General features: G+C 67.7%; 25 protein-coding genes and 1 pseudogene. 12 read left to right on the top strand and 14 right to left on the bottom strand.

Annotated features, from left to right (window positions below; translation table 11 throughout):
• Nucleotide 1: 1 nt before the first annotated feature.
• Together QRN13_RS10440 and QRN13_RS10445 are read right to left on the bottom strand one after the other, a co-directional pair.
• The gene (locus tag QRN13_RS10440; protein ID WP_284877864.1) at nt 2-1,426 is read right to left on the bottom strand and encodes an AMP-binding protein; all 1,425 of its coding nucleotides are present in this window, start codon (nt 1,424-1,426) and stop codon (nt 2-4) included.
• A complete protein-coding gene (locus tag QRN13_RS10445) occupies nt 1,423-2,109 on the bottom strand; it encodes a thermostable hemolysin (protein WP_284877865.1) in 687 nt (228 codons plus the stop codon). Before QRN13_RS10445 ends, QRN13_RS10440 begins: the two co-directional genes overlap by 4 nt.
• A gap of 122 nt (nt 2,110-2,231) precedes the next feature.
• On the opposite strand from QRN13_RS10445, the gene QRN13_RS10450 reads away from it, so the two are divergent.
• The 3 genes from QRN13_RS10450 (at nt 2,232) to QRN13_RS10460 (ending at nt 6,249) form a co-directional block, all read left to right on the top strand.
• Nucleotides 2,232-2,795 (top strand): RNA polymerase sigma factor, encoded by a 564-nt coding sequence (locus QRN13_RS10450; RefSeq protein WP_284877866.1) that lies wholly within the window; start codon nt 2,232-2,234, stop codon nt 2,793-2,795.
• An 85-nt stretch (nt 2,796-2,880) separates the two neighbouring features.
• Nucleotides 2,881-3,852 carry a FecR family protein gene (locus QRN13_RS10455; protein WP_284877867.1) on the top strand — a complete coding sequence of 324 codons (972 nt, stop codon included), beginning with the start codon at nt 2,881-2,883 and terminating at the stop codon, nt 3,850-3,852.
• 63 nt (nt 3,853-3,915) lie between these two features.
• Entirely contained in the window at nt 3,916-6,249 is a 2,334-nt protein-coding gene (locus QRN13_RS10460) for a TonB-dependent receptor (protein ID WP_284877869.1), read from the top strand.
• Here the strand turns inward: QRN13_RS10460 and QRN13_RS10465 are convergent, their stop codons facing one another.
• Entirely contained in the window at nt 6,250-6,939 is a 690-nt protein-coding gene (locus QRN13_RS10465; RefSeq protein ID WP_284877870.1) for a VIT1/CCC1 transporter family protein, read from the bottom strand.
• A gap of 141 nt (nt 6,940-7,080) precedes the next feature.
• Between QRN13_RS10465 and QRN13_RS10470 the strand changes: the two genes are divergently transcribed.
• Complete coding sequence (locus QRN13_RS10470; RefSeq protein ID WP_284877871.1) at nt 7,081-8,118, top strand: DNA adenine methylase; 1,038 nt, start codon at nt 7,081-7,083, stop codon at nt 8,116-8,118.
• Nucleotides 8,119-8,180: 62 nt separating this feature from the next.
• Entirely contained in the window at nt 8,181-8,459 is a 279-nt protein-coding gene (locus tag QRN13_RS10475; RefSeq protein WP_284877872.1) for a hypothetical protein, read from the top strand.
• A gap of 7 nt (nt 8,460-8,466) precedes the next feature.
• On the opposite strand, the gene rnhB is transcribed toward QRN13_RS10475, so the two are convergent.
• From rnhB to QRN13_RS10510, 7 genes are all read right to left on the bottom strand, one after another.
• Nucleotides 8,467-9,108: a ribonuclease HII gene (gene rnhB, locus QRN13_RS10480; RefSeq protein ID WP_284877873.1), complete on the bottom strand. Its 642-nt coding sequence runs from the start codon at nt 9,106-9,108 to the stop codon at nt 8,467-8,469.
• Nucleotides 9,101-9,697: a DNA-3-methyladenine glycosylase I gene (locus QRN13_RS10485; protein ID WP_284877874.1), complete on the bottom strand. Its 597-nt coding sequence runs from the start codon at nt 9,695-9,697 to the stop codon at nt 9,101-9,103. Before QRN13_RS10485 ends, rnhB begins: the two co-directional genes overlap by 8 nt.
• A gap of 501 nt (nt 9,698-10,198) precedes the next feature.
• Nucleotides 10,199-10,957, bottom strand: coding sequence for a 3-oxoacyl-ACP reductase (locus QRN13_RS10490; protein ID WP_055753254.1), 759 nt, complete (start codon nt 10,955-10,957; stop codon nt 10,199-10,201).
• Nucleotides 10,958-10,964: 7 nt separating this feature from the next.
• A complete protein-coding gene (gene ygfZ / locus QRN13_RS10495; protein ID WP_284877875.1) occupies nt 10,965-11,768 on the bottom strand; it encodes a CAF17-like 4Fe-4S cluster assembly/insertion protein YgfZ in 804 nt (267 codons plus the stop codon).
• A gap of 50 nt (nt 11,769-11,818) precedes the next feature.
• Nucleotides 11,819-13,207 (bottom strand): response regulator, encoded by a 1,389-nt coding sequence (locus tag QRN13_RS10500; protein WP_284877876.1) that lies wholly within the window; start codon nt 13,205-13,207, stop codon nt 11,819-11,821.
• Nucleotides 13,208-13,274: 67 nt separating this feature from the next.
• Nucleotides 13,275-13,841 (bottom strand): hypothetical protein, encoded by a 567-nt coding sequence (locus QRN13_RS10505; RefSeq protein WP_284877877.1) that lies wholly within the window; start codon nt 13,839-13,841, stop codon nt 13,275-13,277.
• Nucleotides 13,838-14,068, bottom strand: coding sequence for a hypothetical protein (locus QRN13_RS10510; protein ID WP_284877878.1), 231 nt, complete (start codon nt 14,066-14,068; stop codon nt 13,838-13,840). The genes QRN13_RS10505 and QRN13_RS10510 overlap by 4 nt, the downstream gene beginning before the upstream one ends.
• 86 nt (nt 14,069-14,154) lie before the next feature.
• Between QRN13_RS10510 and QRN13_RS10515 the strand changes: the two genes are divergently transcribed.
• From QRN13_RS10515 to QRN13_RS10530, 4 genes are all read left to right on the top strand, one after another.
• A complete protein-coding gene (locus QRN13_RS10515; protein ID WP_284877879.1) occupies nt 14,155-15,120 on the top strand; it encodes a glycosyltransferase family 9 protein in 966 nt (321 codons plus the stop codon).
• Between the two features lie 175 nt (nt 15,121-15,295).
• Entirely contained in the window at nt 15,296-16,627 is a 1,332-nt protein-coding gene (locus tag QRN13_RS10520; protein WP_284877880.1) for a dihydroorotase, read from the top strand.
• Nucleotides 16,624-17,379, top strand: a complete 756-nt coding sequence (locus QRN13_RS10525) for a prephenate dehydrogenase/arogenate dehydrogenase family protein (protein ID WP_284877881.1) — start codon at nt 16,624-16,626, stop codon at nt 17,377-17,379. Before QRN13_RS10520 ends, QRN13_RS10525 begins: the two co-directional genes overlap by 4 nt.
• Before the next feature lie 174 nt (nt 17,380-17,553).
• Nucleotides 17,554-18,504, top strand: coding sequence for a hypothetical protein (locus tag QRN13_RS10530; RefSeq protein WP_284877882.1), 951 nt, complete (start codon nt 17,554-17,556; stop codon nt 18,502-18,504).
• Between the two features lie 34 nt (nt 18,505-18,538).
• Here QRN13_RS10530 and QRN13_RS10535 read toward each other — a convergent pair whose 3' ends face one another.
• Genes QRN13_RS10535 through QRN13_RS10545 form a run of 3 tightly spaced genes read right to left on the bottom strand, consistent with a single transcriptional unit; the run spans nt 18,539 to nt 20,477 of the window.
• Nucleotides 18,539-19,483, bottom strand: a complete 945-nt coding sequence (locus QRN13_RS10535; RefSeq protein WP_284877883.1) for an alpha/beta hydrolase — start codon at nt 19,481-19,483, stop codon at nt 18,539-18,541.
• Between the two features lie 11 nt (nt 19,484-19,494).
• A complete protein-coding gene (locus tag QRN13_RS10540; RefSeq protein ID WP_284877884.1) occupies nt 19,495-20,175 on the bottom strand; it encodes an SdpI family protein in 681 nt (226 codons plus the stop codon).
• Entirely contained in the window at nt 20,172-20,477 is a 306-nt protein-coding gene (locus QRN13_RS10545; protein ID WP_284877885.1) for a metalloregulator ArsR/SmtB family transcription factor, read from the bottom strand. The genes QRN13_RS10540 and QRN13_RS10545 overlap by 4 nt, the downstream gene beginning before the upstream one ends.
• Nucleotides 20,478-20,625: 148 nt before the next feature.
• On the opposite strand from QRN13_RS10545, the gene QRN13_RS10550 reads away from it, so the two are divergent.
• The 3 genes and pseudogenes from QRN13_RS10550 to QRN13_RS10560 all read left to right on the top strand — a co-directional run bounded on the left by QRN13_RS10550 (nt 20,626) and on the right by QRN13_RS10560 (nt 24,132).
• Complete coding sequence (locus QRN13_RS10550) at nt 20,626-22,836, top strand: TonB-dependent receptor (protein WP_502868592.1); 2,211 nt, start codon at nt 20,626-20,628, stop codon at nt 22,834-22,836.
• Nucleotides 22,746-23,938 (top strand): annotated as a pseudogene (locus QRN13_RS10555) (PepSY-associated TM helix domain-containing protein). The gene QRN13_RS10550 and the pseudogene QRN13_RS10555 overlap by 91 nt, the downstream one beginning before the upstream one ends.
• On the top strand, nt 23,935-24,132 hold the full coding sequence (locus QRN13_RS10560) for a hypothetical protein (protein WP_284877886.1): 198 nt from the start codon (nt 23,935-23,937) through the stop codon (nt 24,130-24,132). The pseudogene QRN13_RS10555 and the gene QRN13_RS10560 overlap by 4 nt, the downstream one beginning before the upstream one ends.
• On the opposite strand, the gene erpA is transcribed toward QRN13_RS10560, so the two are convergent.
• Nucleotides 24,116-24,433 (bottom strand): iron-sulfur cluster insertion protein ErpA, encoded by a 318-nt coding sequence (erpA, locus tag QRN13_RS10565; protein WP_039245694.1) that lies wholly within the window; start codon nt 24,431-24,433, stop codon nt 24,116-24,118. The two genes, QRN13_RS10560 and erpA, sit on opposite strands and share 17 nt — an antisense overlap.
• Nucleotides 24,434-24,477 lie beyond the last annotated feature (44 nt).

The raw sequence follows: 24,477 nt of genomic DNA on the forward strand, positions 1-24,477 counted from the left end.
CTCAGGCGGCTTGCGAGGGGGAGGGGGCGTAGGTGCGCAGCAGGGCCTCGCGACGCGGACGACCGTTGGCGGTGACCTGACCGGCGGCGGGATCGAAGGGCGGCACCAGACGCCAGTCGCCGATGCGGGCGTAGTCGGGCAGGCGGGCGTTGGCGCGCGCGACGGCGGCTTCGACCTGAGCCGGTTCGGCGTTGGGCGTCGCCACGATCAGGGCCGATAACGACGCCTGCGCCTCGCCCATCGCCATCGCCTGAAGGATGTGGGGCTCGGCCAGAAGCTCGCTCTCGACCCATTCAGGCGCGACGTTGCGGCCGAAGGCGGTGATCAGGGTGTTGGCCTTGCGGCCTTCGATGCTGAGCCGTCCATCGGCGTCGAAGCGGCCGATGTCGCCTGTGTGCAGACGCTCCGGCGCAGGCGCTTGGCCGACGTAGCCGAGGAAGGGATGGGGCGAGACCAGGATTTCGCCGTCGTCGGCCAGATGGACAGCAAGGTGAGGCAGCGGTCGGCCGACCGTGCCGGGGCGGGCGTCGTCCGGACTGTTGAGCGCCACGACCGAGGCGCATTCGCTGAGGCCATAGCCTTCGACCACGGGCAGGCCGGCCTTGGCGGCGGCCTCCAGCAGGGCCGGGGACACCCGGGCGCCGCCGACCGCGATCATCTCCAGCCGATGATCCAGCCGCATCGCGCCTTGGGCGGCGATCAGGCCGCGCAGCAGTTCCGGAACGAGGATCAAGGTCGTGGCGCCGGTCTGGACGACGGTGGTCAGCAGGCGCACAAAGTCGGGGCGGAAGGCTTCGCCCATCCCGACCTCGGCCAGGCTGGCGGCGTGATAGCGGCCGCCGGCCAGAAGCGTCGCATAGAGGCCGGCGACATTCTCCAGCAGCACCGCCAAGGGCAGCACTGGCAGATGCAGCCCGGCGCGATCCCGGCCCAGGACCTGAACCAGAGAGGCGGCGACCGCCTCCATCTGATCCTGAGACAGGCAGACGCCTTTGGGCGCGCCGGTCGAGCCGGAGGTGTAGGTGATCTTGGCCGTGCCGGGATGCAGATCGCGCACCGGCGGCTCTGTCGGCGTCAGCCGGATCGGCGCGCCGCCCGCCGTCAGTTCGCCCGGAGCGCCCGGCGTGATCAGCAGCCCCGCGCCGGCATCGGCCAGGGCGTGATCGCGTTGAGCAACCGTGAAGAAGGGCGGGATCGGCACGCTCGGCCGCCGGGCGAGGATCAACGCCAGATCCACGACGACCCAAGCCGGCCCATTATCGAGCAGGACGCCGACCGGAGACCGGTCGTCGGCCAGGGCGGTCGCCAGCTGACCGACCTGCGCCAGCAGTTCGGCCGCCGTCAGCGAACCCTCGGCCCACTGGATCACCACATCATCAGGCGTGGAGCTGGCGCGACGCGACAGGGCGTCCAGAACGGCGCTCATGAGCGATCCTCGTAGTGCAGGCGGGTGCGGACGGCCCGTCCGACCGGCGCCGTTTCGGAGAAGTGATCCAGCGGCGCGGTCGCCGCGTCGATCGAGCCGGCCAGCACCACCGGATCGGTCTGATAGTAGGCGCCCCAGCTGCCGCCGCCGTCGTCGAGGCGGCGCGGATCGGCGCGCGCAAGTTGAAGCGCGCCCAGACCGGCCTTGTGGAAGATGCGGCGCAGTTCGTCGGTCGCTGTGGCGACGGCGAACCTCAGACCTTCGGACTGCAGATGATGGGCCATGGCGGCGAACAGGAAGATGGTCGCGCCCTGTCCGCTGGAGGCCAGGCTGCCGATCTCGACCACCTGCGTGCGGTCGATGACGGCGCCGATGGCCCGGCTCAGCACCGTTTCCACGGATCCGTCCAGATATTGCTCCAGATACAGAGGCGCCTCGGCGGCGTGCCGAAAGCCGACGGCGGCGTAGATGACGCCCGCCTCGTCCTGAACGCTCATCAGGGTCGGGAAATGGGCCTGGATCTGGCCGCCATAGGCCTCGGCATAGGCCGCCTCGATGAACTGCTCCACGCGGCGACGTTCGCCTCGGCAGGGGTCGTCGAACCGGATGATGCGCGACGACAGCGTGCGGCGCGCGCGCGGCCGAATCGGATCGGCGTCTTCGGACAGGCGGAGTGGAAACATACGGGCCTCGGGCCAGGGGGACTTCGGGCCAGAGACGACGCGGTGCGGCGCCCCCCACAAAAAAATCTTTCGCCGTCGCAATCGCGGTTGCCGCAGAGGGCGCGGCAACCCACGATGGGGTGGTGAACGCCTCTTCCGGTCCCCCTCAGCACGACCCGAGCCGACCGGCGCGGCAAGCCTTGGCGGACGCGTGGCTGGACAGCCGCCCGGCCCTGGTGCGCTTTCTGACAGCGCGCACGGGATCGTCGGCTGCGGCCGAAGATCTGGCGCAGGATGTCTGGATGCGGCTGCAATCGATGACCGAGGAGGCCGCCGCCGAGGTCCGCCACCCGCAGGCCTTCCTCTATCGGATCGCCGCCAATCTGGCCCTGGACGCGTCCAAGGCGCAGCGTCGTGCCGGCGCGCGCGATCTGGAATGGCGACGCGCTTCCGCTATCGATGATGCGGCCGAAGCCCAGGATGCGCCGTCGGCCGAGGACGCTGTCTGGGCGCGGCTCAAGCTCGAAAAAGTGGTCGCCGCGATTGATCGGATGCCGCCCAAGGCCGCAGAGGCCTTCCGTCTGCACAAGATGGCCGGGCTCAGCCAGGCCGAGGTCGCCGAACGGATGGGCGTCTCGCGCAGCGCGGTCGAAAAATACGTTTCCGCCTCGCTGAAGGAACTGCTGCTGCGAGTCGGTTGGCCATGACGACCGGATTTCGCCATTTTTCATTGAGGATGCGGCGCGACCGCGTCGTCTCTCCCCCAAAGCCCGCTCGGGCCCGGACCGGATCATGACCCAGGACGACGTCATCAAGGACGAGGAGATCGCTGCCCAGGCCGCCGCCTGGGTCGTGCGTCTGCGCGCCGATGACGTGACGATTGCGGACATCGACGCGGCGACGGTATGGCTCGATCAAGACCCGGCCCATCGGCGCGCCTTTGACGAGGCCGAGGGGCTGTGGGCGGCGTCGGGCCACCTGTCCGACCTTCAGCCGGCGCCAGTCATCGACCTGTCGGCGCACCGCGAGCGGCCTAAGGAACTGGGGCGGCGATGGATGGTGGTGGTCCCGGCGATGGCTGCGGCCCTCGCTGCGGCGATCTTCCTGGGTCCGATGCTGCAAACCGCGCCGACCGTGATCTACAGCACCGCGCCCGGCGAAACGCGGTCGGTGACGCTGGACGACGGATCGCGGCTTCAGATCAACGGCGGCTCGACCCTGTCGGTGAAGATGGAGCGGGGACGGCGCCTGGTGCACATGGATCAGGCCGAGGCGACCTTCGACGTCGCGCATGACGCCAGCCGACCCTTCCTGATCGATGTCGGCGAAAGCCAGGTGCGCGTGGTCGGCACGGCCTTCAACATCCGCAGATCCGCCGCTGACACCCAGGTGGCGGTGCTGCGGGGCGTCGTCGAGGTCAGCGACCTAAAACAGCCCGCGCGGCGGGTGCGTCTGACGGTCGGTCAGTCGGTCCAGCGCGACGATGCCGACGACCGGATGACCGTGGCCCCCGTCGATGTCCGCACCGCCGCCGCCTGGACCCAGGGCCGACGGGCCTATGACGATCGGCCGCTGCGAGAGATCGCCGCCGACCTCAGCCGCGCCTTCGCCACGCCGGTGACCGTGGCGCCGAACGCGGCGAACCTGCGCTTCTCCGGCACGCTGGTGCTTGATGACGAAGCGGCTGTGATCGGCCGGCTGGAACGGTTCCTGCCGATCAAGGCCACTCGCGGGCCGCAAGGGGTTCGTCTAGAACGGCGCTGAACCTGCTTCGGACGTCGCCTTTTGGTACGAGCCTTCCTCTGCGCCCTGGTCTTCGTTTGCGGTGTGACCACGCCGTCGATCGGCATGGCCCAAGGGCGTTCCGCGCTTCAGGTGTCGGTTTCGCCGCAGCCGTTGCGGAGCGCCGTTCTCGATTTCGGTCTGCAGGCGGGCGTCAGCATCGACGCCGCCGGAACCGAGCGATGCGGCCCCACGCGCGGCGTGAGGGGCCGATTTTCAGTCGATGCCGCCCTGTCGAGGCTGATGCTGGGCACACACTGCGTTGCGACCCGCGTCGGCGACGGCGCCTACAGGATCGTGCGGGTCGCCGCCTCGCCGCCTGTCGTCGCGCGAACGATCGCAGCGCCGCCCGCGCCCGTCACCCCGACGACGCTAGATGAAGTCGTGGTGACGGCGTCACGCACGGACAATCTGCTGCTGTCGCGCGCCCCCTACGGCCTGTCGTCGCTGGACGGGGTGACGCTGGAACGGGCCGGGGTCAGCGACCTCGACGGCGTCGCTGCCCGCGTCTCCGGCCTGACGGTCACAAACCTGGGGCCGGGACGCGACAAGCTCTTCATTCGCGGCCTGGCGGACGGACCCGTTGCGGGACAGGCGCAAAGCCTGATCGGGCTCTATCTCGACGACGTGCGCCTGACCTATGACGCGCCTGACCCGGCGCTGCGTCTGGCCGACATCGAACGGGTCGAGGTTCTGCGCGGGCCGCAGGGGGCGCTGTACGGCGCCGGCTCGATGGGCGGCGTCGTTCAGATGGTCAGCCGCGCGCCGGACCTGGACGGCGTCTATGGGCGCGTGACGGCGGAGGGGGCTCTGACGGCCGGCGGCGCGCCGGGCGACGCCGTCGAGCTGATGATCAACGCCCCGATCCTTCGCGATCGCTTGGCGGTCCGGATCGTCGGCTATGACGAGACGGTCGGGGGCTACGTCGATGACGAGGCCCTTAGCCTGAGCAATACCGGCGGCATGCATCGGCAGGGGCTGAGGGCGGCGGCGCTGCTGCGTCTGAACCCCGGCTGGACTTTGAAGGCGGGCTTCCTGGCCCAGACCATCGACGTCGACGACAGCCAGTACGCCAACCTGGGCGCCGACGACCCCTATGCGCGTCGTCGCAGCCTGCTGGAGCCCAGCCGCAACGATTTCGACGGCGTCTGGGCCTCGGTGGACGGGGATCTGGGCTGGGCGCGGCTGCGGGCCTCATCCAGCGTTCAGTCGCACGGCCTCGATGCGCGCTACGATGCGACGCCTGCGGCCGGACTGTTCGGGCTTACGGGAACATCGGCGCTGGATCAGACCGACGACCTGTCGGCAGCGGTGCATGAGGTGCGGTTGAACGGCGACTTCGGCGGGCGGCTGAGATGGAGCGCCGGGCTGTTCTTTTCGGAATACACTCACACTCGCACCGTCGCGATCTCGGACGGGCAGGGCGGGCCGGAGGTCTATCGACAGCACAGGCGCGACCATGTGGACGAGGCGGCTCTGTTCGGCGACGCCGCCTATGCGCTCACCGACCGCCTGAAGATCACGGCCGGCGCTCGGCTGTTCCGCATCGGGGTCGAGCATCGCAGCGAAACCGACGGCGATCCGACGGAGGTGTCTGGAGACGACGCTCTGATCGATATCACCCCACGTCTGGTGATCGAATACGATCGCGGTCCCTTCGTCTTCTACGCCTTGGCGACCGAGGGTTATCGCGGGCCGGGCTTCAACGCCGGCGCCGTGCCGGCTGGCGATCAGCAACCCGCGCGGCGTGTGAAGCCGGACGAGATCGTCGCCGGCGAGGCGGGCGCGCGCTTCACCCTGTTCGAAGGGCGCCTGCGCGGGCGAAGCGCGGTCTTCGTCGCCGATTGGCGCAACATCCAGTCGGACCGGTTCGACGCCCGGGGTCTGCCTTTCACCGCCAATCTGGGCGACGGGCGCAATCGCGGCATCGAGGGCGAGGTCGAATGGCGCGAAGGCCCATGGACGCTGGATGCGCACGCCGTCGTCAATGATCCAGAGTTGACCCGACCCGATCCCGGTTTCGCGCTGGGCACCGACACACGCCTGCCGGCGGTCGCCGATTTCAGCGTGCAGGGCGGCGTCGTGCATGAGGCGCATCTGGCGCATGCGACGGTGCGTTCGGAGCTTCGCCTGGGCTATGTCGGCCCGACCGATATCGCCCTGTCGCCGACCTCCGCCGGCGCCTCGGCCGGCTATCTGACCAGTTCGCTGGGCGTCGGCGTGGAGATCGATCGCTGGGCGATCAGGGCGTCGGTGGACAATCTGTTCAACCGCAGCGACGACACCTTCACCTTCGGCAATCCCTTCTACGCCTCGGGCGACATCAGCACCCCGCAACGACCGGTCACCGCCCGCCTGGCCCTGACGGCGCGGTTCTGATCAGGCGGCGATGTGGAACAGGCGGCCCACGCCTGCGGTGATGGCCATGGCGAGCGCGCCCCAGAAGACGACGCGCAGGACCGATCGTCCGATCGGCGCGCCGCCCGCGCGTGCGCCCAGGGCGCCCAGCACAGCCAGGCCCAACAGGGCGGAAGCCGCGACCCAGATCGCCAGCGTGTCCAACGGCGCAACGGCGGCGACGACCAAAGGGAGGGCGGCCCCGGCCGAGAAGGTGATCGCCGAGGTCAGCGCCGCCTGGATCGGCCGCGCGGTGGTGATCTCCGAAATACCCAGCTCGTCGCGCGCATGGGCGCCCAGCGCGTCATGCGCCATCATCTGACGCGCCACCTCGGTCGCCAGATCCGGCGCGACGCCTCGCCCGACATAGATGCCGGCCAGTTCGCGCGTCTCGGCCTCGTGATCGCCGGCCAGTTCGACGGCCTCGCGCGCCAGATCGGCCTTTTCGGTGTCGGACTGCGAACTGACCGAGACATACTCGCCCGCCGCCATCGACATCGCGCCCGCCGCCAATCCGGCGACGCCCGCGATCAGAATGCCGCCATGACCGGTCGCCGCCGCTGCGACGCCAACGACCAGACTGGCCGTCGACACCAGCCCGTCATTAGCCCCCAAAACCGCCGCCCTGAGCCAGCCGATCCGATCGACCCGATGGGTTTCATTGTGGGGCACGCGCCTTCTCCATAGTCGTCGCACCGAGCATGGACCGGGCGTTGGCTTGAAGCTAGGCGCGGCGTTTATATCCCGACAATCCGGGCAACTTCGCGCGCCCCGCGACAGCCGCTATGATGCCGCGATGAGTCGGGCCGCGTCATGATCAAATATATCGGCTCCAAGCGCGCCCTGCTGGGGCATGTGACGGGTGCGGTGGCGGGGGTGCTGCCGCAGGGCGGGCGGGTGTGCGATCTGTTTTCGGGCACGGCGCGGGTCGGGCACGCCCTGAAGAAGCAGGGGTTTCAGGTGTGGTCGAACGACCTGAACGCCTATGCCCATGCTCTGGCGACGACCTATGTCCAGGCGGATCGAGAGCGGTGGGTCGAGCGGGCCGAGGTCGTGCTGGCCGAGCTGCGGACAGTGAAGCCCGAGGCGGGCTGGTTCACCCAGGCCTTCTGTCAGGATGCGCGGTATTTCCACCCGGACAACGGCGCGCGGATCGACGCCATGCGCGACCGGATCGAGGCCATGGGACTGGAACCGGAACTCAAGGCCATCGCCCTGGTCAGCCTGATGGAGGCGGCGGATCGGGTGGATTCCACCGCCGGGGTTCAGATGGCCTATATGAAGCAGTGGGCGCCGAGGGCGCTGAAGACGCTGGAGCTGCGCACGCCGGACCTCGTCCCGGCGGTGGACGGGCCGTGCCGCGCGACGCAGGGCGATGCGGTCGAGATCGCCGAACAGGTCGAGGCGGATCTGGTTTATCTGGATCCGCCCTACAACCAGCATTCCTATCTTGGGAACTACCATTGCTGGGAGAGCCTGGTGCTGTGGGACCGGCCCGAGACCTATGGGGTCGCCAACAAGCGGGTGGACGTGAGGACGCGCAAGAGCGCCTTCAACAGCCGGCCCGGCATCGGCCCGGCGCTGCGGACCGTGATCGAGCGGGTCAAGGCGCCGAACCTGATCGTCAGCTTCAACGACGAGGGGTATCTGAGCCGCGCCGAACTGGTCGAGATGCTTTCGGCGCGGGGTCATGTGCAGGTCCTTGAGGTGGCGCATCCGCGATACGTCGGCGCCCGGATCGGGATCCATAATCCCAAGGGAGAGAAGGTCGGGCAGGTCGGGCGGCTCAAGAATGTCGAGCACCTGTTCGTGGTGACAGAGCGGCCGGTCTCCTTGCCCGTGGCCGCATAGACACCAATAAAAACAACGGAGGGTAGGGCGGAACGCGAATCGCTGCGTGCCGTTGTGGGACTATGCAACCGCACCAGTATACCGCCCCCAAGACTGATCGCCCCGACGACTACCGTGTGCGTGCGGCGGCCGAGCCGCGCTCGTGGGCGCCGCGGACGGCGGATGCGACCTTCACCCACAACGCCGCGCGCTACACGCGGCCGGTCGAAGCTGCTCAACCCATCGAACAGATCGATGTCGAGCCCGAGGTGGCGCCGCCGCCGCGCTGGATGATGGCGATCGCCGGGGCGGCTGTTGCGGCCCTGATGGGCGCGCTGCTGGGCGGCTTCCTGCACATCTGAGACGGCGTCAGGCCTCCTGCAACAGCGCCTTGATCGGGGACCAACTGCGCCGATGGGCGGGGCAGGGGCCCAGGGTTTTCAAGGCGTTCTGGTGGATCGGGGCGTTGTAGCCCTTGTGGCTGGCGAAGCCGTAGCCGGGATATTGGGCATCCAGATCGATCATCAACCGGTCTCGCGCGGTTTTGGCCAGGATCGAGGCCGCCGCGATGGATAGCGACAGTCCATCGCCGCCGACGACCGTCTGGATTTCGCAGGGAAGCTTGAAGCGATAGTTGCCGTCGACCAGGGCGGCGACCGGCCGGACCTGCAAGGCCTCGATGGCGCGGCACATGGCCAGACCAGTGGCGTGCAGGATGTTCAGTTCCTCGATCTCGTCCACCGAGGCGAAGCCGACGCCCCAGGCGACGGCGCGGGCCTTGATCTCGGGCTCCAGGGCGGCGCGGCGCTTTTCGGTCAGGGCCTTGGAATCGTCGATGCCGGGCGGCAGGTCGTCGGGGTTCAGGATCACGGCCGCCGCCGAGACCGGCCCGGCCCAGGGACCACGCCCGGCCTCGTCCACGCCGCACACGTGACCGTTGACGCGCTGGATCAGAACCGTCTCGAGAGCGAGAGTGGGGAAGGCTTTCGAATTTGCGGGGGCTTTAGCCATGGCTCGCCATCGCACGAACCTGGGCGTGACGGAAGCAGGTCGTCTGGTGATCGTTGACCATGCCGACAGCCTGCATGAAGGCATAGACGATGACCGGGCCGCAGAAGTTGAATCCGCGCTTCTTCAGCGCCTTGGCCATGGCGATGGACTGTTCGGTCTGGGTCGGGGCCTGGCGATAGTCGGCGTGGGTCGTCTGGATCGGTTCGCCGCCGACGAAGGACCAGAGCCATTCTGAGAAGTCCTCGCCGTCATCGCGCATCTGAAGCCAGATCTGGGCGCCCTGGATGGCGGCGTTGATCTTGGCGCGCGAGCGAATGATGCGCGCGTCGCCCAGCAGGCGCTGGATGTCGTCCTCGCCATAGCGGGCGACGATCTGGGGGTCGAAGCCGTCGAAGGCGTCGCGGATGCCCTCGCGTTTTCTGAGGATGGTGATCCAGGCGAGGCCGGCCTGAAAGCCGTCGAGGACCAGCTTCTCCCACAGGGCGCGGGGATCGCGCTCGGGCACGCCCCATTCGGCGTCGTGATAGGCGACATAGAGCGGGTCGGTCCCGCACCAGCCGCATCGGCCTTCGGCATGTGAGTCGGTCATGGGGTGATGGTGGCCGGGCGGTCGATTTTGGGGGAAGGCGGGATTTGAGACGCAGGCGGCGGAAAAACACCGTCTAAAGTGTCTAATTGTCTGATCTTGGGGGAGCGGCGAAATTGCACTGCACCCTCCGAAACGCGTGCAAAGTGCAAGAAAGTGCAATTTGGCGGGGCGGCGTTGGACAGTGAAAAACAGTCCAGCGAGTCCAACGAGTCCAAGTTTTCGTCTCCTCCGGTCCTAAACCTGCGCATTATATGGGCGTTTGGAGGAGGGGTCGGTCGATTGACGCTGGTGGCGAGTAAGGCCCTGAAAACTGAAGAAATGTACTGAGCAAATAGGATGGAGACCGTCTCCTCCCCATGAAATGGGGAGGGGGACCGCGAAGCGGTGGAGGGGCTCTTAAAGTCCCACGGGCGCTTGTGATGTGGTGAAGAACCCCTCCGTCACGGCGCTAAGGAGCGCCGCGCCACCTCCCCACGAAGTGGGGAGGAGACGGTCGTCATTTCAGTCCCGCACCAATCCGCCGTCAACGACCAGGTTCTGACCCGTCACGGCGCGGCTCCAGGGGGAGGCGAAGAAGAGGACGGCGTCGGCGAATTCTTGCGGGGTCGTGACGCTGCGCAGCGGGGTCATGCCGGCGATCAGGTCGAAGACGGCCTCGGGCGTGGCGGCGCTGGCGTCGGTGGTGCGCAGGAGACCGCCCGAGACCATGTTGACGGTGATGCCGTCAGGGCCGAGGTCGCCGGCGGCGGTGCGGGTCAGGCTGAGCAGGGCGGCCTTCGCGGCGGTGTAGTCGTGGTAGGGGACGACCGGGTTCTGGAACAGGTTGGTTCCGATGTTGACGACGCGGCCGAACCGGGCCGCGGCCATGCCGGGCGCGGTCGCCTGGATCAGGTTCAGGGCGCCGCGCACGACGGTCGAGAACTGACGATCCATCTCGTCCCAGCCGATGGCGGTCATCTGGGACCGGGCGTCGCCATTGAAGCTGTAGTCTAGGGCGTTGTTGACGACGGTGGTGACGGGAGCGCCGAAGTGGCCTTGCGCGGCCGCGACCATGGCGTCCACCGCGGCGCGGTCGGTCACGTCGGCCTGGAGGGCGAGGGCGCGCTCGCCGATCTCGGCGGCCAGGGCGTTCGCGGCCTCGCCGCTGTTCCTCCAGTTGATGACGACGCGAGCGCCTTCATGGGCGAAGGCGCGGACGCAGGCGGCGCCGACGCCGCGCGCTCCGCCGGTGACAAGGACGATCTGATCGGCGATCTTCATGGGGGACTCACGCGTTGGAGGAGGGGAGAACGTCCTCGCCCATCCAGGCGGGATGACGCAAGCGCACGGGGCGGCCGTCCACGGTCAGGTCGCCGTCGATCCGGTCCACGCGCAGCAGGGCCATGACCGATCCGTCGCGACCGGACAGCACCTCGCCCGCGCGCAGTTCGCCCTTCAGCACCTCGGCGCCAAAGGCGGGGGTAGGGCCGTCGAAGTCCAGCGGCAGCATCCGGTTCTTGATCGTGCCCCGGCGCTTCATGCGCGAGGTCGTCTCCTGGCCGACGAAACAGCCCTTCTGGAAATCGATGCCGTTCAGCAGGTCGAAGTCGGCCTCGATCGGATAGGTCTTGTCTTGGGGCGCGTCGGCGGTGGGGTCGGGCAGGCCGATGGACAGGCGGTGAGCGTGGTAGTCGGCCTCGCTGGCGTCCGGCGTCGCCTCGCCATAGAGCCGGCCGCCGATCAGGGGGGTGCGGGGGTCGGAGATGAAGCCCTCGGCGGCTTGTGGCCAACTGGCGAAGACCGGGCGGTCGTCGGCGGCGACCTGAACCTTGGCGCGGAGTTTGTACATCGACAGGCGCTGGATCAGGGCGTCGCGACGCTCAGTCGCCACATCCAGCAGAACGCCGTCAGCCTGTCCCCAAAGGAACAGGTCGAACAGCAGCCGACCGGGCGGCGACAACAGGGCGCCAAACCGCAGTTCCCCGTCGACCAGCGTCTCCACATCCTGGGTCAGCAGATTGTGCAGGAAGGGTTTCGCCTCCTCGCCCGTTACCGAGATCAGAGCGCGACTGTCGAGACGGGCGATGGGCATGGGGCGAAGATAGGGCTGACGGCGTGGCTTCAGAAGACGCCGCGCCGAATTTAGGCGACAGCGGCCGCCGCGTCTTCAAGGCGGGGATCAAAGGTGCGCCAGTCGCTGGCGCCCCAGGCGGTGACGCGCATGACCAGATCGACGATGTTCATCGGCTTGGCGATGCAGTCGTCCATGCCGGCCTGTTCGTACTGGGTCAGCTGTTCCGGCAGGGTGTTGGCGGTCAGGGCCAGAATGGGGGTGCGGCCTGTCACGCCGGGCAGGGCGCGGATGGCGCGGGTCGCCTCGACGCCGTCCATTACGGGCATCTGGATATCCATCAGGATCACGTCCCAGTCGCCGGTGCGGGCGGCCTCGACGCCCTGTTCTCCGTCGTTGGCGGTGGCGCAGGCGATGCCCTGGGCCGTCAACACCGCCATGACCAGGGCGCGGTTACTGTCGTGATCGTCGACATAGAGGACGCGCAGGGCAGGGGCGTCCTCATTGGCTGGCGGGGCGGGCTCGGCCGGGGTGTCTGAGGGCGATAGGGGAACAACGTTGTCGGCCGACAGGTCGATCATATCGTTGACGACGGACAACAGGCGCTGGCCCGCGCCGTTGATGCGGGCGACCTGATCGGCCTGTTCGTCGGGCAGGCCGGCCTTGGACAACAGATCGGAGAAGCCGATGACCGCGTTCAGCGGCGTGCGCAGTTCGTGCGACATGTCCGTCAGGAACTTCTGCCGGGCCTCGGCCATCGATGTCTTCTGCTCGGCGGCGACGCGGGCCTGTTCGGCCTCGACGCGGTCGGTCACATCGATCTCGTTCAGCAAGACGCCGAGATGGCCCGTGACGGGGTCCGTCACGAGACGAACGTCGAGATGGTGCCAGCGCACGCCTTCTCGCGTGATGATCTCGCAGACGTCGGAAATCGCTGACCCCGACAGGGCGGTCGCCAGCATGGGCTGGGCGCGCTCGGGTTCGGCGAACCGGGCCTCGAAGGGGTGCGCGGTCGATCCGTAGGCGGCGAAGGCCGACGGATTGGAGAAGATCGGGCGGGCCTCGCTGTCGAACAGGGTGATCAGCGTCGAGGTGTGGCGCAACGCCTCCACCGCGCGACGCTCCTCGTTTTCGACCGCAATGGGCGCGGCCTCAAACAGCAGGACCGGCGTGCCGTCCGTCAAGCGATAGGTCGAGATCACCGCCGACACCGTCAGCGGTCGACCGTGGGGATAGAAGGTCCAGTCTTCGGTCAGGATCTCGCCATTGGCCGTCTCGCGCGCCAGACGCTCGGTCCGGGCCAGGACGGCGGGGGAGACATTGGTGAAGTCGCGCGCCAGAAGGGCGTCGAGATTGTCGGAGCCCCAGAGGTCGAGCGCGGCCGCATTGGCGTAGACGCCGCGCAGGGCGACCGGATCGAACATCCAGATCGGTCGTTTCAGCGCGTCCCAGGCCTGCATCGACGGCGTGCCCTTTCCAGCGACGGCGTTACGGATTCTATCGTAGCGCCAAGGGCTTAAGCTTCGGCTAAGCTTTCGGACGATCCTGGGTTGTCACTGCATATCGTGCGACGACGCCGTCCGGCTGGAAATCGTGTTCGGCCAAGGTGTCGAGGGACATCAGGACACGGGTCGTGAAGGCGTCAGTGTCGCCATCCTCGATGGCCGGACGCAGCCAATCGGTGACGACCGCGCGGGCCGGATAGGTTCCGACCGGGCCGGGGATGCTGAGCGCGACCTCAATCCCTTCCGCGACCCAGCCGGCGACGGTCACGAAGAAGTCGGGCGAGGCCAGGAAGTCGGAGCGGCGCAGGACATACAGGGTGATGACCCCATCCTCGACGCCGTCGGGGCGGACGATGACGCCGCTGCGATCCGGTCGCCAGTCGTCCGACAGCTCGACCACGCGCCACAGGCAGAACCAGATGCGGCAGGTGTTCGGCCGGATCTCATGGACCGAACAGCCGGCGCCGTCGACGCAATAGGCGCACAGTTCGCCCGTCGGCTTGGCCAGTTCCGGCAGATCCAGCGGAATGACCCGGCAGCATTCGACGCAACCGCCGCAGGTCCGGCCGGGGAGAAGGGGCAGGCTCACCCGGCTGAACGCTCCAGCCGGGCGATGCGGCGGTCCATGTCGGCGACGACCGCTTCCAGGCGGGCCTTTTCGGAGGCCATGTCGATCGGCGTGCCGTCCTCGTAGGAAATCGTCGCACCCTTGGCGATCAGGTCCAGTCGGTAGATGGCCGTTACGCGCTGGGCCTTGAAGCGTTCAAGGGCGGCGGCGGCTTCTGAATCCGCGGCGGCGTCGGGCGTCTGGCTCATGCGCGTCGCTGTAGCGCATGGGGGCTTCCTGTGGAAACACGCGTTTGGCGCTGAACCGCAGATAGAATCCCTGTATCCGTCGACGGATGATCGGGCGGTTTCCCATCCTGTACATCGCCGAGGCGGACGCCGAGGACGCCGTGCTGTCCTCAGGCGTGCTGGCGCATCTGGTCGAAAGCCTGCCGCACGCGACGTTCACCATCGTCGGATCGGCCGCCAGCGCGCCGCTGTTCGCCGATACGCCGCGCCTGACGAAATTGATCGTGCTGGAGCGCGAAGGCCATTTCGAATGGATCGCCCTGTGGAACCAGGTGCGGGCGACCAAATGGGGTCTGGTCGTGGACATGCGCGGCTCGGACCTGTCGGGCAAGCTGAGGCGGCACAAGCGCGCAGTGCGGGGCAAGGATCAGCCGGGCCTGCATGCGGTCGAGGCGGCGGCGGCGGTGCTGAAGCTGGAGCCGGACGAGATACCGGCGCCGAAACTGTACGTGTCAGACGAGACGCAGGGCCAGGTCGAGGCGCTGATCCCGGCGACGGGCGGAGAGGGGCCGATCCTGGCGGTCGGGCCGGGCGTGGAATGGATGGGCAAGCGCTGGCCGGCCGAACGCTACGCCAAGGTCGCGGCCAAGCTGCTGGCCGACGACGGGCCTCTGGCGGGCGGGCGGCTGATGATCGTGGGCGAGGAGATCGACCGCGAGGCGGCGCACACGATCCGCTACGCCGTGCCGCGCGCGCGGGTGATCGAGCTTCAAGGCAAGCTGACGCGGCTGCAGACGGTGGCGGCCTTGTCGACGTCGGTGCTGTACATCGGGGCGGACTCGATCTGGACCCAGCTGGCCGTGGCCTCGGGCACGCCGGTCGTCGCCGCCTTCGGGCCGTCGGACGAGACCGTGCGCGGACCCTGGAAGGGGGAGACCGTGCGCGGGCCGCGGACCTATGAAGAGTTCAAGAAGCTGGATCCGCGCCTGAACCAGGCGATCCAGCATATGATGGACCTGCCGTGGGAGCGGGTGCTGAAGGCGGCGCAGCGGATGTTGAAGGCGCGGGGTTAGCACCCCTTGCATCCGCTCATCCCCGCGAAAGCGGGGACCCAGATGTTTCGTTCGCAATATTGCCGCGAGAAGCCTTCGGCCATCGACAGCGCGCCCAAAGCGCTGGGTCCCCGCTTTCGCGGGGATGAGCGGAGATATAGTAAGAGCGCATCGCTCATCCCCCAGGAACCGCCCCATGACCCAGACCTATGACCTGATCGTCCGTGGCGGCGAGGTCGCGAACCATGCGGGACGGGGCATGGCGGATGTCGGGGTGATCGACGGCAAGATCGCCTTCATCGGCGACCTGAGCCAGGCCTCGGCGGGCGAGGTCTTCGATGCGACGGGCCTGACCGTCCTGCCCGGCGTGATCGACACCCAGGTCCATTTCCGCGAGCCGGGGCTGGAGTGGAAGGAAGATCTGGAGACCGGGTCGCGCGCGGCGGCCCTGGGCGGGGTCGTCGCCGTGTTCGAAATGCCGAACACCAATCCCAACACCACCGATCCCGACACCATGGCCGACAAGCTGGCGCGGGCGAAGGATCGGATGTGGACGGACCACGCCTTCTACGTCGGCGGCACGCATGAGAACGCGGACTATCTGGGCGAACTGGAGCGTCTGCCCGGCTGCTGCGGGGTCAAGGTCTTCATGGGCGCCTCGACCGGCGACCTGCTGATCGCCGACGACGAGGGGGTGCGCAAGGTCCTGTCGAACGTGCGCCGACGCGCCACCTTCCACTCCGAGGACGAATACCGCCTGGTCGAGCGGCGCGGCCTGGCCCGCACCGGCGATTGGACCAGCCACCCCGAGGTCCGCGACGCCGAAAGCGCCATCCGCTCGACCCGGCGCCTGGTCGGCCTGGCCAAGGAGACGGGCGCGCGCATCCATGTGCTGCACGTCACGACCAGGGACGAGATGGAATATCTGCGCTTCCACAAGGATGTCGCCACCGTCGAGATCACGCCCCAGCATCTGACCCTGGTCGGACCGGAAGCCTATGAGCGGCTGGGCAGCTATGCCCAGATGAACCCGCCGATCCGGTCGCAGGAGCATGTGGACGCGCTGTGGCTGTGGGGCATGCAGCAGGGCGTCGCCGACGTGCTGGGCTCCGACCATGCGCCGCACACCAAGGAAGAAAAGGCCAAACCCTATCCGGCCTCGCCGTCCGGCATGCCGGGGGTGCAGACGCTGGTGCCGCTGATGCTGACCCATGTCGCCAATGGGCGACTGTCGCTGGAGCGGTTCATCGACCTGACCTCGGCGGGCGCGCAGCGGGTGTTCGGTACGGCCAACAAGGGGCGGATGGCCGTCAGCTATGACGCCGACCTGACCATCGTCGATCTGAAGTCTAAGCGGACGATCACCCATGAACAGCAGGCGACGCGCTGCGGCTGGACTCCGTTCGATGGGGTGGAGGCGACAGGCTGGCCGATGGCGACGATCGTGCGCGGTCGGGTGGTGATGCAGGACGGCGAACTGATCGGATCGGCGCACGGGCGGCCGGTGCGGTTCATGGAGACGCTGTGAGGGAAGAGCTCGGCCTGATCGGCTTCGGCGCCTTCGGGCGGCTGACGGCGCGTCATCTGTCTGTCTGGTTCGATATCCTGGCGCATGATCCGGCGGCGAGCGATGGCGAAGGCCTCGCGTCCCTGACCGATCTGGCGACCGCCGCCGCCTGTCCGACGGTGGTGCTGGCCGTGCCGGTCGAGGCGTTGGAGACGACGCTGATCGCCATCGGCCCGCATCTGGCGCCCGACGCCCTGGTCGTCGACGTGGGCTCGGTGAAGGTGAAGCCGGCGCGGGCGATGGATGAACTCCTGCCGCCCGGCTTGCGGATCGTGGGAACCCACCCCCTGTTCGGTCCTCAGAGCGGCAAGGACGGTATCGCGGGCCTGCGCATCGCCGTAAGCGAGGTAAGGGGTGCAAAAGACGCCCGCCGCGTCGCCGCCTTCTGCCGCCGGGCGCTGAGGCTGAAGGTGTTTCAGGTCAGCCCCGAGGACCATGACCGCGAGGCCGCGACGGTCCAGGGTCTGACCCATCTGATCGCCCGCGTCCTGATGGCGATGGAGCCCCTGCCGACGCGCATGACCACCGCCAGTTTCGACCGGCTGATGCAGGCCGTCGACATGGTCCGCCACGACAGCCCCGCCGTCTTCCGCGCCATCGAACGCGACAACCCGTTCGCGGCCGAGGTTCGGGAGCGGTTCTTCGCCCTGGCGGATGCAGCGCGGGGTGGCTCAGAGCATCATCTCCGGCCGTCCGATCAATCACAGAACTAAAGCTGGTTGTGTTCGCCGTTCTCTGTTTGGAAGAATGGGATGATCGACATGAGGTGGCGAACATAGACATATGGCGTCCGGAGGATGCCGATGTCTTTAATCATAGCGCTCATGTTGCAGGCCTCCGTGGCGGCCCCGTCGACTGCGAACTGCACAGGGGCGAGACACGGTGAGGTGTGTACCGAAGAAGGGCGCGCCGCACTGAGGGCCGCATTGGACGTGAAGCCATTGCAGGCTGAGACAGCCGACGGCGTCGAGGTCTATCGCGCCTTCTACCTCGAGGGCGGGGGAGGCTTACCCGCCGTCGCCTTTGTCAGACGTCCCGGTCACAGCCCATCGGTGGAAGTGTCGTCTGGAGCCAACCGCAAGATGACTGCCGATGTACCGCAGGAGGCTTGGCGGCAAATCCAGCAGGCTGGCGACGAGTTGCTCGTTCCCGTGGAGGTCAGAACGCCTGCGCCCATCGATGTCTGTATGGATGGTGGAGCCATCTTCGCCGAGATCGGGCTGCCCTCTCCTGACAATCGATCGCGGGCGAGGATCAAGCAACTGTCGTCAAGCAGCTGTGAGAGCAATGCGATCGTTTCTTTCGCACGACTTGCAGCCAAGCTTGCTGAGCCGCTTTTCCCGGCTTGCGCTGCGATTTCAGGAGAGGTCGCGCCCGACGGCGTGTTCCGACTATCGAATTGTTTTCGATTTAGCGGCGACGAGATGGCGGCGGCTGAGGTCTTCAGTCGCGCGAGGCAGAATTTGCGAATCTTGGACGATGACTCGATTACTCGCAAACGACTGGAGTGGCGGCGAGTTACGGGGGTTGATCCTTGGACCCGTCTTCAGTGGGCAGGGCGCGACATTCCAAGAAACCGCGTCGGCCATGATGAAGGCGGTGCAACCGACTTCTTGATCGCCCGGGAAGGCGAATGTACTGGATTAAGTTTCGAGCCTGGCAGGGTCCATGGGGTCTCGTCGACGGTCGTCGAAGTCGATGGCTTTGCCTCCTGTCGACCTGCTGATCGCCAGGGGCAGAGCGTCTACGCCACCTATCGTCAGGTCTGGCGACGCGCGCCTCACAGCGACTGGCGTGTGATGGAATGGGTGGTCGGACCGTTCGCTCCTGTCACATGACGGTCGGCCAAATCATCGCGTTGAAGGCTTAGACCTAACGAGGGCTGTCTGTTTCTCGAATGAACATCGCCACATCCTGCGCCACGCCCGGCGCTAGCGGCAGCGTCGGATCGGCGTAGGTGGCCAGATTGGCGGTGCGGTCGGCGGGGGCGGTCTTGAGGAGGTGGTTGACGCCGTCCCAGAGTTTCAGCGTGGCCTTGGGGTCGGCGGCGGCGAGGGCCTGGGCGTCCGTGACGCCGATCTGAAGGTCGGTGGTCCCTTGGCCGATGAAGACCGGGCCGTCGTAGGCGGCGAGCAGGGCGGCGGGGTCCAGCGCGAACCAGGAAATCAGATAGGGCTGGACCGACGGGCGGAACAGGGCCGACAGAGCGGGCGGCGTGTCGGCGACGGTGCGGCCGGCCTCCAACTCGCTCAGGACGGCGAAGGCCTGGGGCTTCATCGGCTCGGGCAGACCGGCTTCCAGTTGTTCTCGAATGCTCGCGCCGGCCGGGCGACCCGCACCGGCCAGCAGGATCAGGCCGCAAATCTTGTCGTCTCCGCCCTCGACCGCCTTCAGAGCGACCAAAGCGCCTTCGCTGTGGCCGATCAGCCAGGCGCAATGCTTTCCGGCGCGCGAGGCGGCCTCGGCGGCCCAGGCGCGGGCGTCGGCGGCGTAGTCGTCGAAGCGCAGCTTGGTTTCGTCGAAGCCGGCGGCGGCGCTGGCCGCGACGCCGCGCTTGTCGATGCGGACGGTGGCGATGCCTTGCGCCGCCAGGTTTTCGGCCAGCAGGCGATAGGTCGAGGCCGAGACGCCCATCGGGCTGTTCCCATCCCGATCCGTCGGGCCGGAGCCGGGCAGGATGACGGCGACGGCCGTGGGCGCTTCGGGCGTCAACAGCTTGCCATGCAAGGGCGCAGGCTGGGCGGGCAGGGCGATGTCGGTCGAGACCGGGCCGGCGAGCAGGCTGGCGGCGAGAAGGGCGTGGGTCAGCGTCAGCATTGCAGTCTCCTTCAGAAGGGTTGGCGGTCGGGATCGGCGCGCCAGACGCGCCAGCTTTCGAAGATCGAAAGGCCTGCGACGATGATGACGGCGGCGGTCAGGCCCGTGACGCCGTAGGGCGGGGGCGCAATCGGCGCGGCGATCAGGCCGGCCAGACCGACCAGGCAGAACAGCCGGCCGGCCAGACGGTTCGAGCGGTCCCAGGCCAGGCGGCTTTTGTAGCTCCAGGGGGTGCGGACGCCGATCAGGGGATTGGGCGCGACCCGGCCGAGGAAGGCGCCGACGACCAGCAGGATCAGCGACAGGGCGCCGGTCATGACGGCGGGGCCGCTGTCCACGCTGGCGTGACCCAGGCTGGCCCAGGCGATCATCAGGCCAATGGCGGCGACGATGAACACGGTCAGCCCCTGACCGATCCGCATCGAGCGACGCCGTGAGGCGTCGCCTTGGGCCTCGGCGCGCAGGGCGGCCAGACCCAGGCCGGCGGCGGCGATGAAGCCGATCATGGCCATGCCGCCGGTGAAGGTCGCGAACTCGGCCCGGTCGCCCCAGCGATCGACCTGCCAGTCCGCGTTCCAATGCATCGGCATGGGCGTCGTCGGGCCGTTGACGCCGATGTAGAGGGCGAACGCCGCCTGAACGCCGAAGACGGCGACGGTCAGATAGTCCAGCAGGGACAGACGATCCTTCATCGGCGTGTTTCCTTTGAGGGCTGGGGCAGGGGGGCGGTCGCTTCGCCGGTCCCGACGATGTCCATCAGAAAGGCCATGGCCTCCTCGACCGCCGAGATTTCCAACCGATAGCGGATGGTCTGGCCCTCGCGCTCCGGGCTGACCAGGCCGGCCTCCTTCAGGGCGTTGAGGTGGCCAGTGATGGTGGGCCAACTCATGTCAAAGGCGGCGGCGATATCGCCGGAGGCCAGCGGACCGGCGCGCAGCATGGCGATGATGCGACGACGCACCGGATGCGACAGGGCCTTGAACAGGGTGTTCATAGCGACCTTCCTAATTAGGAAATCAGCTAAATGCAATATGTCGCGGGCGCAGCGGATTGCATTGCGCCCACCGATCGGGCTAGGGACGCGCAACTTGATTTTGAGAATGCGTATCAAAATGCCTTGCCTCCGCCGTGCCTCCATTCTTTTGACCGCAAGCGTCGTTGCGCTGACGCTCGCCTCGCCGGCCCTGGCGCAGCAGGCGACGGCTCCGGCGGAGCTGGGGGAGATCGTCGTGACGGGATCGCAGGTGCGGCTGACGGACCCGGCGGCGGGCGGTCAGGTGGCGCGCGGGGGACGCATCGGTCTGCTGGGCAATCTGGGCGTGATGGACACGCCCTTCTCGACCTCCAACTACACCGAAAAGCTGGTGCGTGATCAGCAGGCGCGCGGCATCGGCGACGTGCTGCAGAACGACCCGACAGTGCGTGTGTCCAAGGGGTTCGGCAACTTCCAGGAGCTGTATGTCGTTCGCGGCTTTCCGGTCTATTCGGACGACATGAGCTACAACGGCCTCTATGGCGTCTTGCCGCGCCAGTTCGTGGCGGCCGAACTGGTCGAGCGGGTCGAGGTGTTTCGCGGCGCCAGCACCTTCCTGAACGGCGCCGCGCCGGGCGGAACGGGGGTCGGCGGCGCCTTCAACCTGACGCCGAAGCGGGCGGGCGACGCCCCCCTGACGCGCCTGACCGGGGGCGTGTCGGGCCGTGACGAGATCTATGCCGCAGCCGACCTGGCTCGCCGTTTCGGCGCCGAAGGCGAATGGGGCGCGCGCTTGAACATCGCCAGCCGTGCGGGCGAAAGCGCCGTCGAGGACGAGACCGGCCAACTGCGGGTCGTCGGCCTTGGACTGGACCGCCGAGGCGATCGCGCCCGGTTTTCGGCCGATCTGGGCTGGCAGGATCACCGTATCGATGCGCCCCGTCCCAGCGTGACGCCGGGAACCGCCATCCCTGACGCGCCCTCGGCCGACAAGAACTTCGCCCAGCGCTGGACCTACACCGACGAGGAGCAGCTGTTCGGCGCCGTGCGCGGCGAGCTCGACCTGACCGACAGCATCAGCGCCTGGGCCGCTTTCGGCGGGCGTCAGGGCGAGGAAGACAACAGCCTGGCCAATCCGCGCGCCGACGCGGCGGGCGCGATCCGCGTCTATCGCTTCGACAATATCCGCGAGGACACGGTCTGGTCGGGCGACATCGGCGTACGCGCCGACCTGACGATCGGCCCGATTGAACATCGTCTAGTCGCCTCGGCCTCGCAGATTCAGTCCAAGTCCAAGAACGCCTGGGCGGCGTCGAGCTTCGCCGGCTATGCGATGGGGACGCTGACCAATCCGCTGCTGTCGCCGGCCCCGGCCATCGGCAGCGTCTCGGGCGATCTGGATGATCCCAACGTCACCGAGCGGGTCAAGAACACCAGTTTCGCCGTCGCCGATGTGCTGTCCTTCCTGGATGGACGGCTGCTGGCGACCGTCGGCGTCCGCTATCAGGAGATCGAAACCCGATCCTATGCCTATGCCGACGGCGCATTCACGTCGGGCTATTCCAGCGACGCGACGACGCCGGCCTTCGCCGTGGTCTACAAGCCCAGCAACACGATTTCACTGTACGCCAACTATGCCGAAGCCCTGGTTCCGGGCACGACCGCGCCCGTCTTGGCCAATGCTGTGGTGGAGGGCTGGGGGAACGCCGCAGTGCCGGTCAACGTCACTAATGGTGGCGATGTGCTCGAGCCCTTCCGCGCTAAGCAGGCCGAGATAGGGGCGAAGTATGACGCAGGATCGTTCGGCGGAACGCTCAGCGTCTTTCGCACAACCCTGCCCAGCGCGCTCGTTTCCATCACGTCCAACGGAAACCCTGCGTCGAATGTTCTGCCGGAAGGCGTCTACACAGACGGCGGCGAGCAGGAAAACAAGGGTGTCGAGCTGACCGTCTATGGCGAACCGGTCGCAGGCTTGCGTCTGATCGGCGGCGCGACATGGCTGGACGCCAAGATCAGTCGTTCGCTGACCGCCGCCAATGCGGGCAAGTCGGCGATCGGCGTGCCGGACTTTCAGGCCAATCTGAACGTCGAATGGGACGTGCCGATGGTCAGCGGCCTGACGGTCGAGGGCCGGGCGGTCCATACCGGCGCCCAGCCGGCCAATGCGACCAATACGCTGGAGCTGGAAAGCTGGACCCGGTTCGACGCCGGGGTGCGCTACGCCTTTGTGGCGGGCGACAAGCCGGTGACGCTGCGGGCGCGGGTCGAGAATGTCGCGGACGAGGATCAGTGGGTCGCGGTCGGCGGCTATCCGGGATCGAACTATCTGACGCTGGGCGCCCCGCGGACCTTGCGTCTGTCGGTCTCGACCGAGTTCTGATCCGCGTCGGCCGATGCACGCCCGGACGATCCGCGCCTGGACCTGGACACACAAGTGGTCGAGCCTGATCTCGACCCTGTTTCTGCTGATGCTGTGCGTCACGGGGCTGCCGCTGGTGTTCAGCCACGAGCTGAACGAGGCGCTGCTGCATGAGCCGTGGGCGCCGAAGAATCCGGACGGCCGACTGCTGACGCTCGACGAGGTGCTGGCCGCCGGTCTGGCCAAACATCCGGGCGAGGTTCCGGCCTTCATGAGCTTCGACGAGGATCGGCCGGTGGTGAACGTCACCAGCCGCGCCCCCGACGCCCCGGCCGGCAAATACAGTTTCGAGCCCATCGACCAGACCAGCGGCGAGGGCGCGCCGCTGGTCGCCGGTCATCCAGTGATGGAGTTCCTGCTTCAACTTCATACCGATATGTTCTTGGGTCTGCCGGGAATGCTGTTTCTAGGCGCGATGGGGCTGTTGCTGGTCGTGGCCGTGGTGTCGGGCGTGGTGCTGTATGCGCCCTTCATGCGTCGGCTGCCGTTCGGGACGGTGCGGGTCAAGAAGGCGGCGCGGACGCGGTGGCTGGACTATCACAATCTGCTGGGCGTGGTGACAGCGGCCTGGGTGCTGGTGGTAGGGCTGACGGGGGTGGTCAACACCCTGGCCACGCCCATCCTGGCCTATTGGAAAGAGACGGCGCTGAAGGAGTTGACGGTCGCCTATGATGCGCCGGCCCCCGCCCAGGGCCGGGCCTCGCTGGATGCGGCGGTGGAGCGGGCCAAGGCGGCGCTGCCGGGCATGAAGCTGCAGTTCGTGGCGTTTCCGGGAACCGACTATTCGACCGACCACCACTATGCCGTCTTCTTCCACGGCGACACGCCGCTGACGACGCATATGACGACGCCAGCCCTGATCGACGCGCGGACGGGCGAACTGGCGGCGGTGGCGCCGATGCCCTGGTATGTGAAAACCCTGTCGCTGTCGCAGCCGCTGCATTTCGGCGACTATGGCGGGCTGGCGCTGAAGATCCTGTGGGCGCTGTTGGACATCGCCACCATAGTGATTTTGGGGTCCGGTCTTTATCTGTGGCTGGGCAAGGGGAGACGGACGGCGTGAGCCGTCGCCGTCATAACCCGAGGGATCTGACCCTGTGGGCCATCTTCCGCGCGCCCATCCTCCTGTTCGCGCTCAGCCTGATTGGGCTGGTGGGCGCGCTGTTGCAGGATGGGGTGTGGGACTGGGCCTTTGCGGCCTTGCTGGCCACGCCGATCCTGGCGACCGGATGGGCCGTCGTCAGATCGAGAAGCTGACGCCGCAGCCGCAGCTAGAGGCGGCGTTCGGGTTCCTGACCACGAACTGGGCGCCGGCCAGTTCATCGACGTAGGCGATCTCGGAGTTCTTAAGGAAGGGAACCGAGACGGGGTCGATCAAGGCGGTCTGGCCGTCGGCCTGGATGCGCAGATCGTCGTCCTCGGCCGTCTCGACCAGTTCGAACCGATACTGGAAGCCCGAGCAGCCGCCGCCGTCCACCGCAACCCGCAGCATCAGCGTCTTGCCCTCGGCCGCCCCCAGCTTGGCCAGGCGCTTGGCGGCGCTGGCGGCCAGGACGATGCCTTCCGGCGCGCGAGTGGCGACGGTGAAGGTGGGTGTGGACG

Origin of the sequence: Brevundimonas sp. MEB006b (assembly GCF_030209705.1) — a bacterium.
Lineage (GTDB): Bacteria > Pseudomonadota > Alphaproteobacteria > Caulobacterales > Caulobacteraceae > Brevundimonas.

Bases quoted from the DNA above. Each gene is read 5' to 3' on its own strand.
- QRN13_RS10545 (WP_284877885.1), bottom strand. From the start codon at position 20,477: ATGAACACCCTGTTCAAGGCCCTGTCGCATCCGGTGCGTCGTCGCATC.
- QRN13_RS10515 (WP_284877879.1), top strand. From the start codon at position 14,155: ATGATCGGGCGGTTTCCCATCCTGTACATCGCCGAGGCGGACGCCGAG.
- QRN13_RS10540 (WP_284877884.1), bottom strand. From the start codon at position 20,175: ATGAAGGATCGTCTGTCCCTGCTGGACTATCTGACCGTCGCCGTCTTC.
- ygfZ (WP_284877875.1), bottom strand. From the start codon at position 11,768: ATGCCCATCGCCCGTCTCGACAGTCGCGCTCTGATCTCGGTAACGGGC.
- QRN13_RS10470 (WP_284877871.1), top strand. From the start codon at position 7,081: ATGATCAAATATATCGGCTCCAAGCGCGCCCTGCTGGGGCATGTGACG.
- QRN13_RS10510 (WP_284877878.1), bottom strand. From the start codon at position 14,068: ATGAGCCAGACGCCCGACGCCGCCGCGGATTCAGAAGCCGCCGCCGCC.
- QRN13_RS10500 (WP_284877876.1), bottom strand. From the start codon at position 13,207: ATGCAGGCCTGGGACGCGCTGAAACGACCGATCTGGATGTTCGATCCG.
- QRN13_RS10485 (WP_284877874.1), bottom strand. From the start codon at position 9,697: ATGACCGACTCACATGCCGAAGGCCGATGCGGCTGGTGCGGGACCGAC.
- QRN13_RS10520 (WP_284877880.1), top strand. From the start codon at position 15,296: ATGACCCAGACCTATGACCTGATCGTCCGTGGCGGCGAGGTCGCGAAC.
- rnhB (WP_284877873.1), bottom strand. From the start codon at position 9,108: ATGGCTAAAGCCCCCGCAAATTCGAAAGCCTTCCCCACTCTCGCTCTC.
- QRN13_RS10455 (WP_284877867.1), top strand. From the start codon at position 2,881: ATGACCCAGGACGACGTCATCAAGGACGAGGAGATCGCTGCCCAGGCC.
- QRN13_RS10535 (WP_284877883.1), bottom strand. From the start codon at position 19,483: ATGCTGACGCTGACCCACGCCCTTCTCGCCGCCAGCCTGCTCGCCGGC.
- QRN13_RS10475 (WP_284877872.1), top strand. From the start codon at position 8,181: ATGCAACCGCACCAGTATACCGCCCCCAAGACTGATCGCCCCGACGAC.
- QRN13_RS10440 (WP_284877864.1), bottom strand. From the start codon at position 1,426: ATGAGCGCCGTTCTGGACGCCCTGTCGCGTCGCGCCAGCTCCACGCCT.
- QRN13_RS10490 (WP_055753254.1), bottom strand. From the start codon at position 10,957: ATGAAGATCGCCGATCAGATCGTCCTTGTCACCGGCGGAGCGCGCGGC.
- QRN13_RS10445 (WP_284877865.1), bottom strand. From the start codon at position 2,109: ATGTTTCCACTCCGCCTGTCCGAAGACGCCGATCCGATTCGGCCGCGC.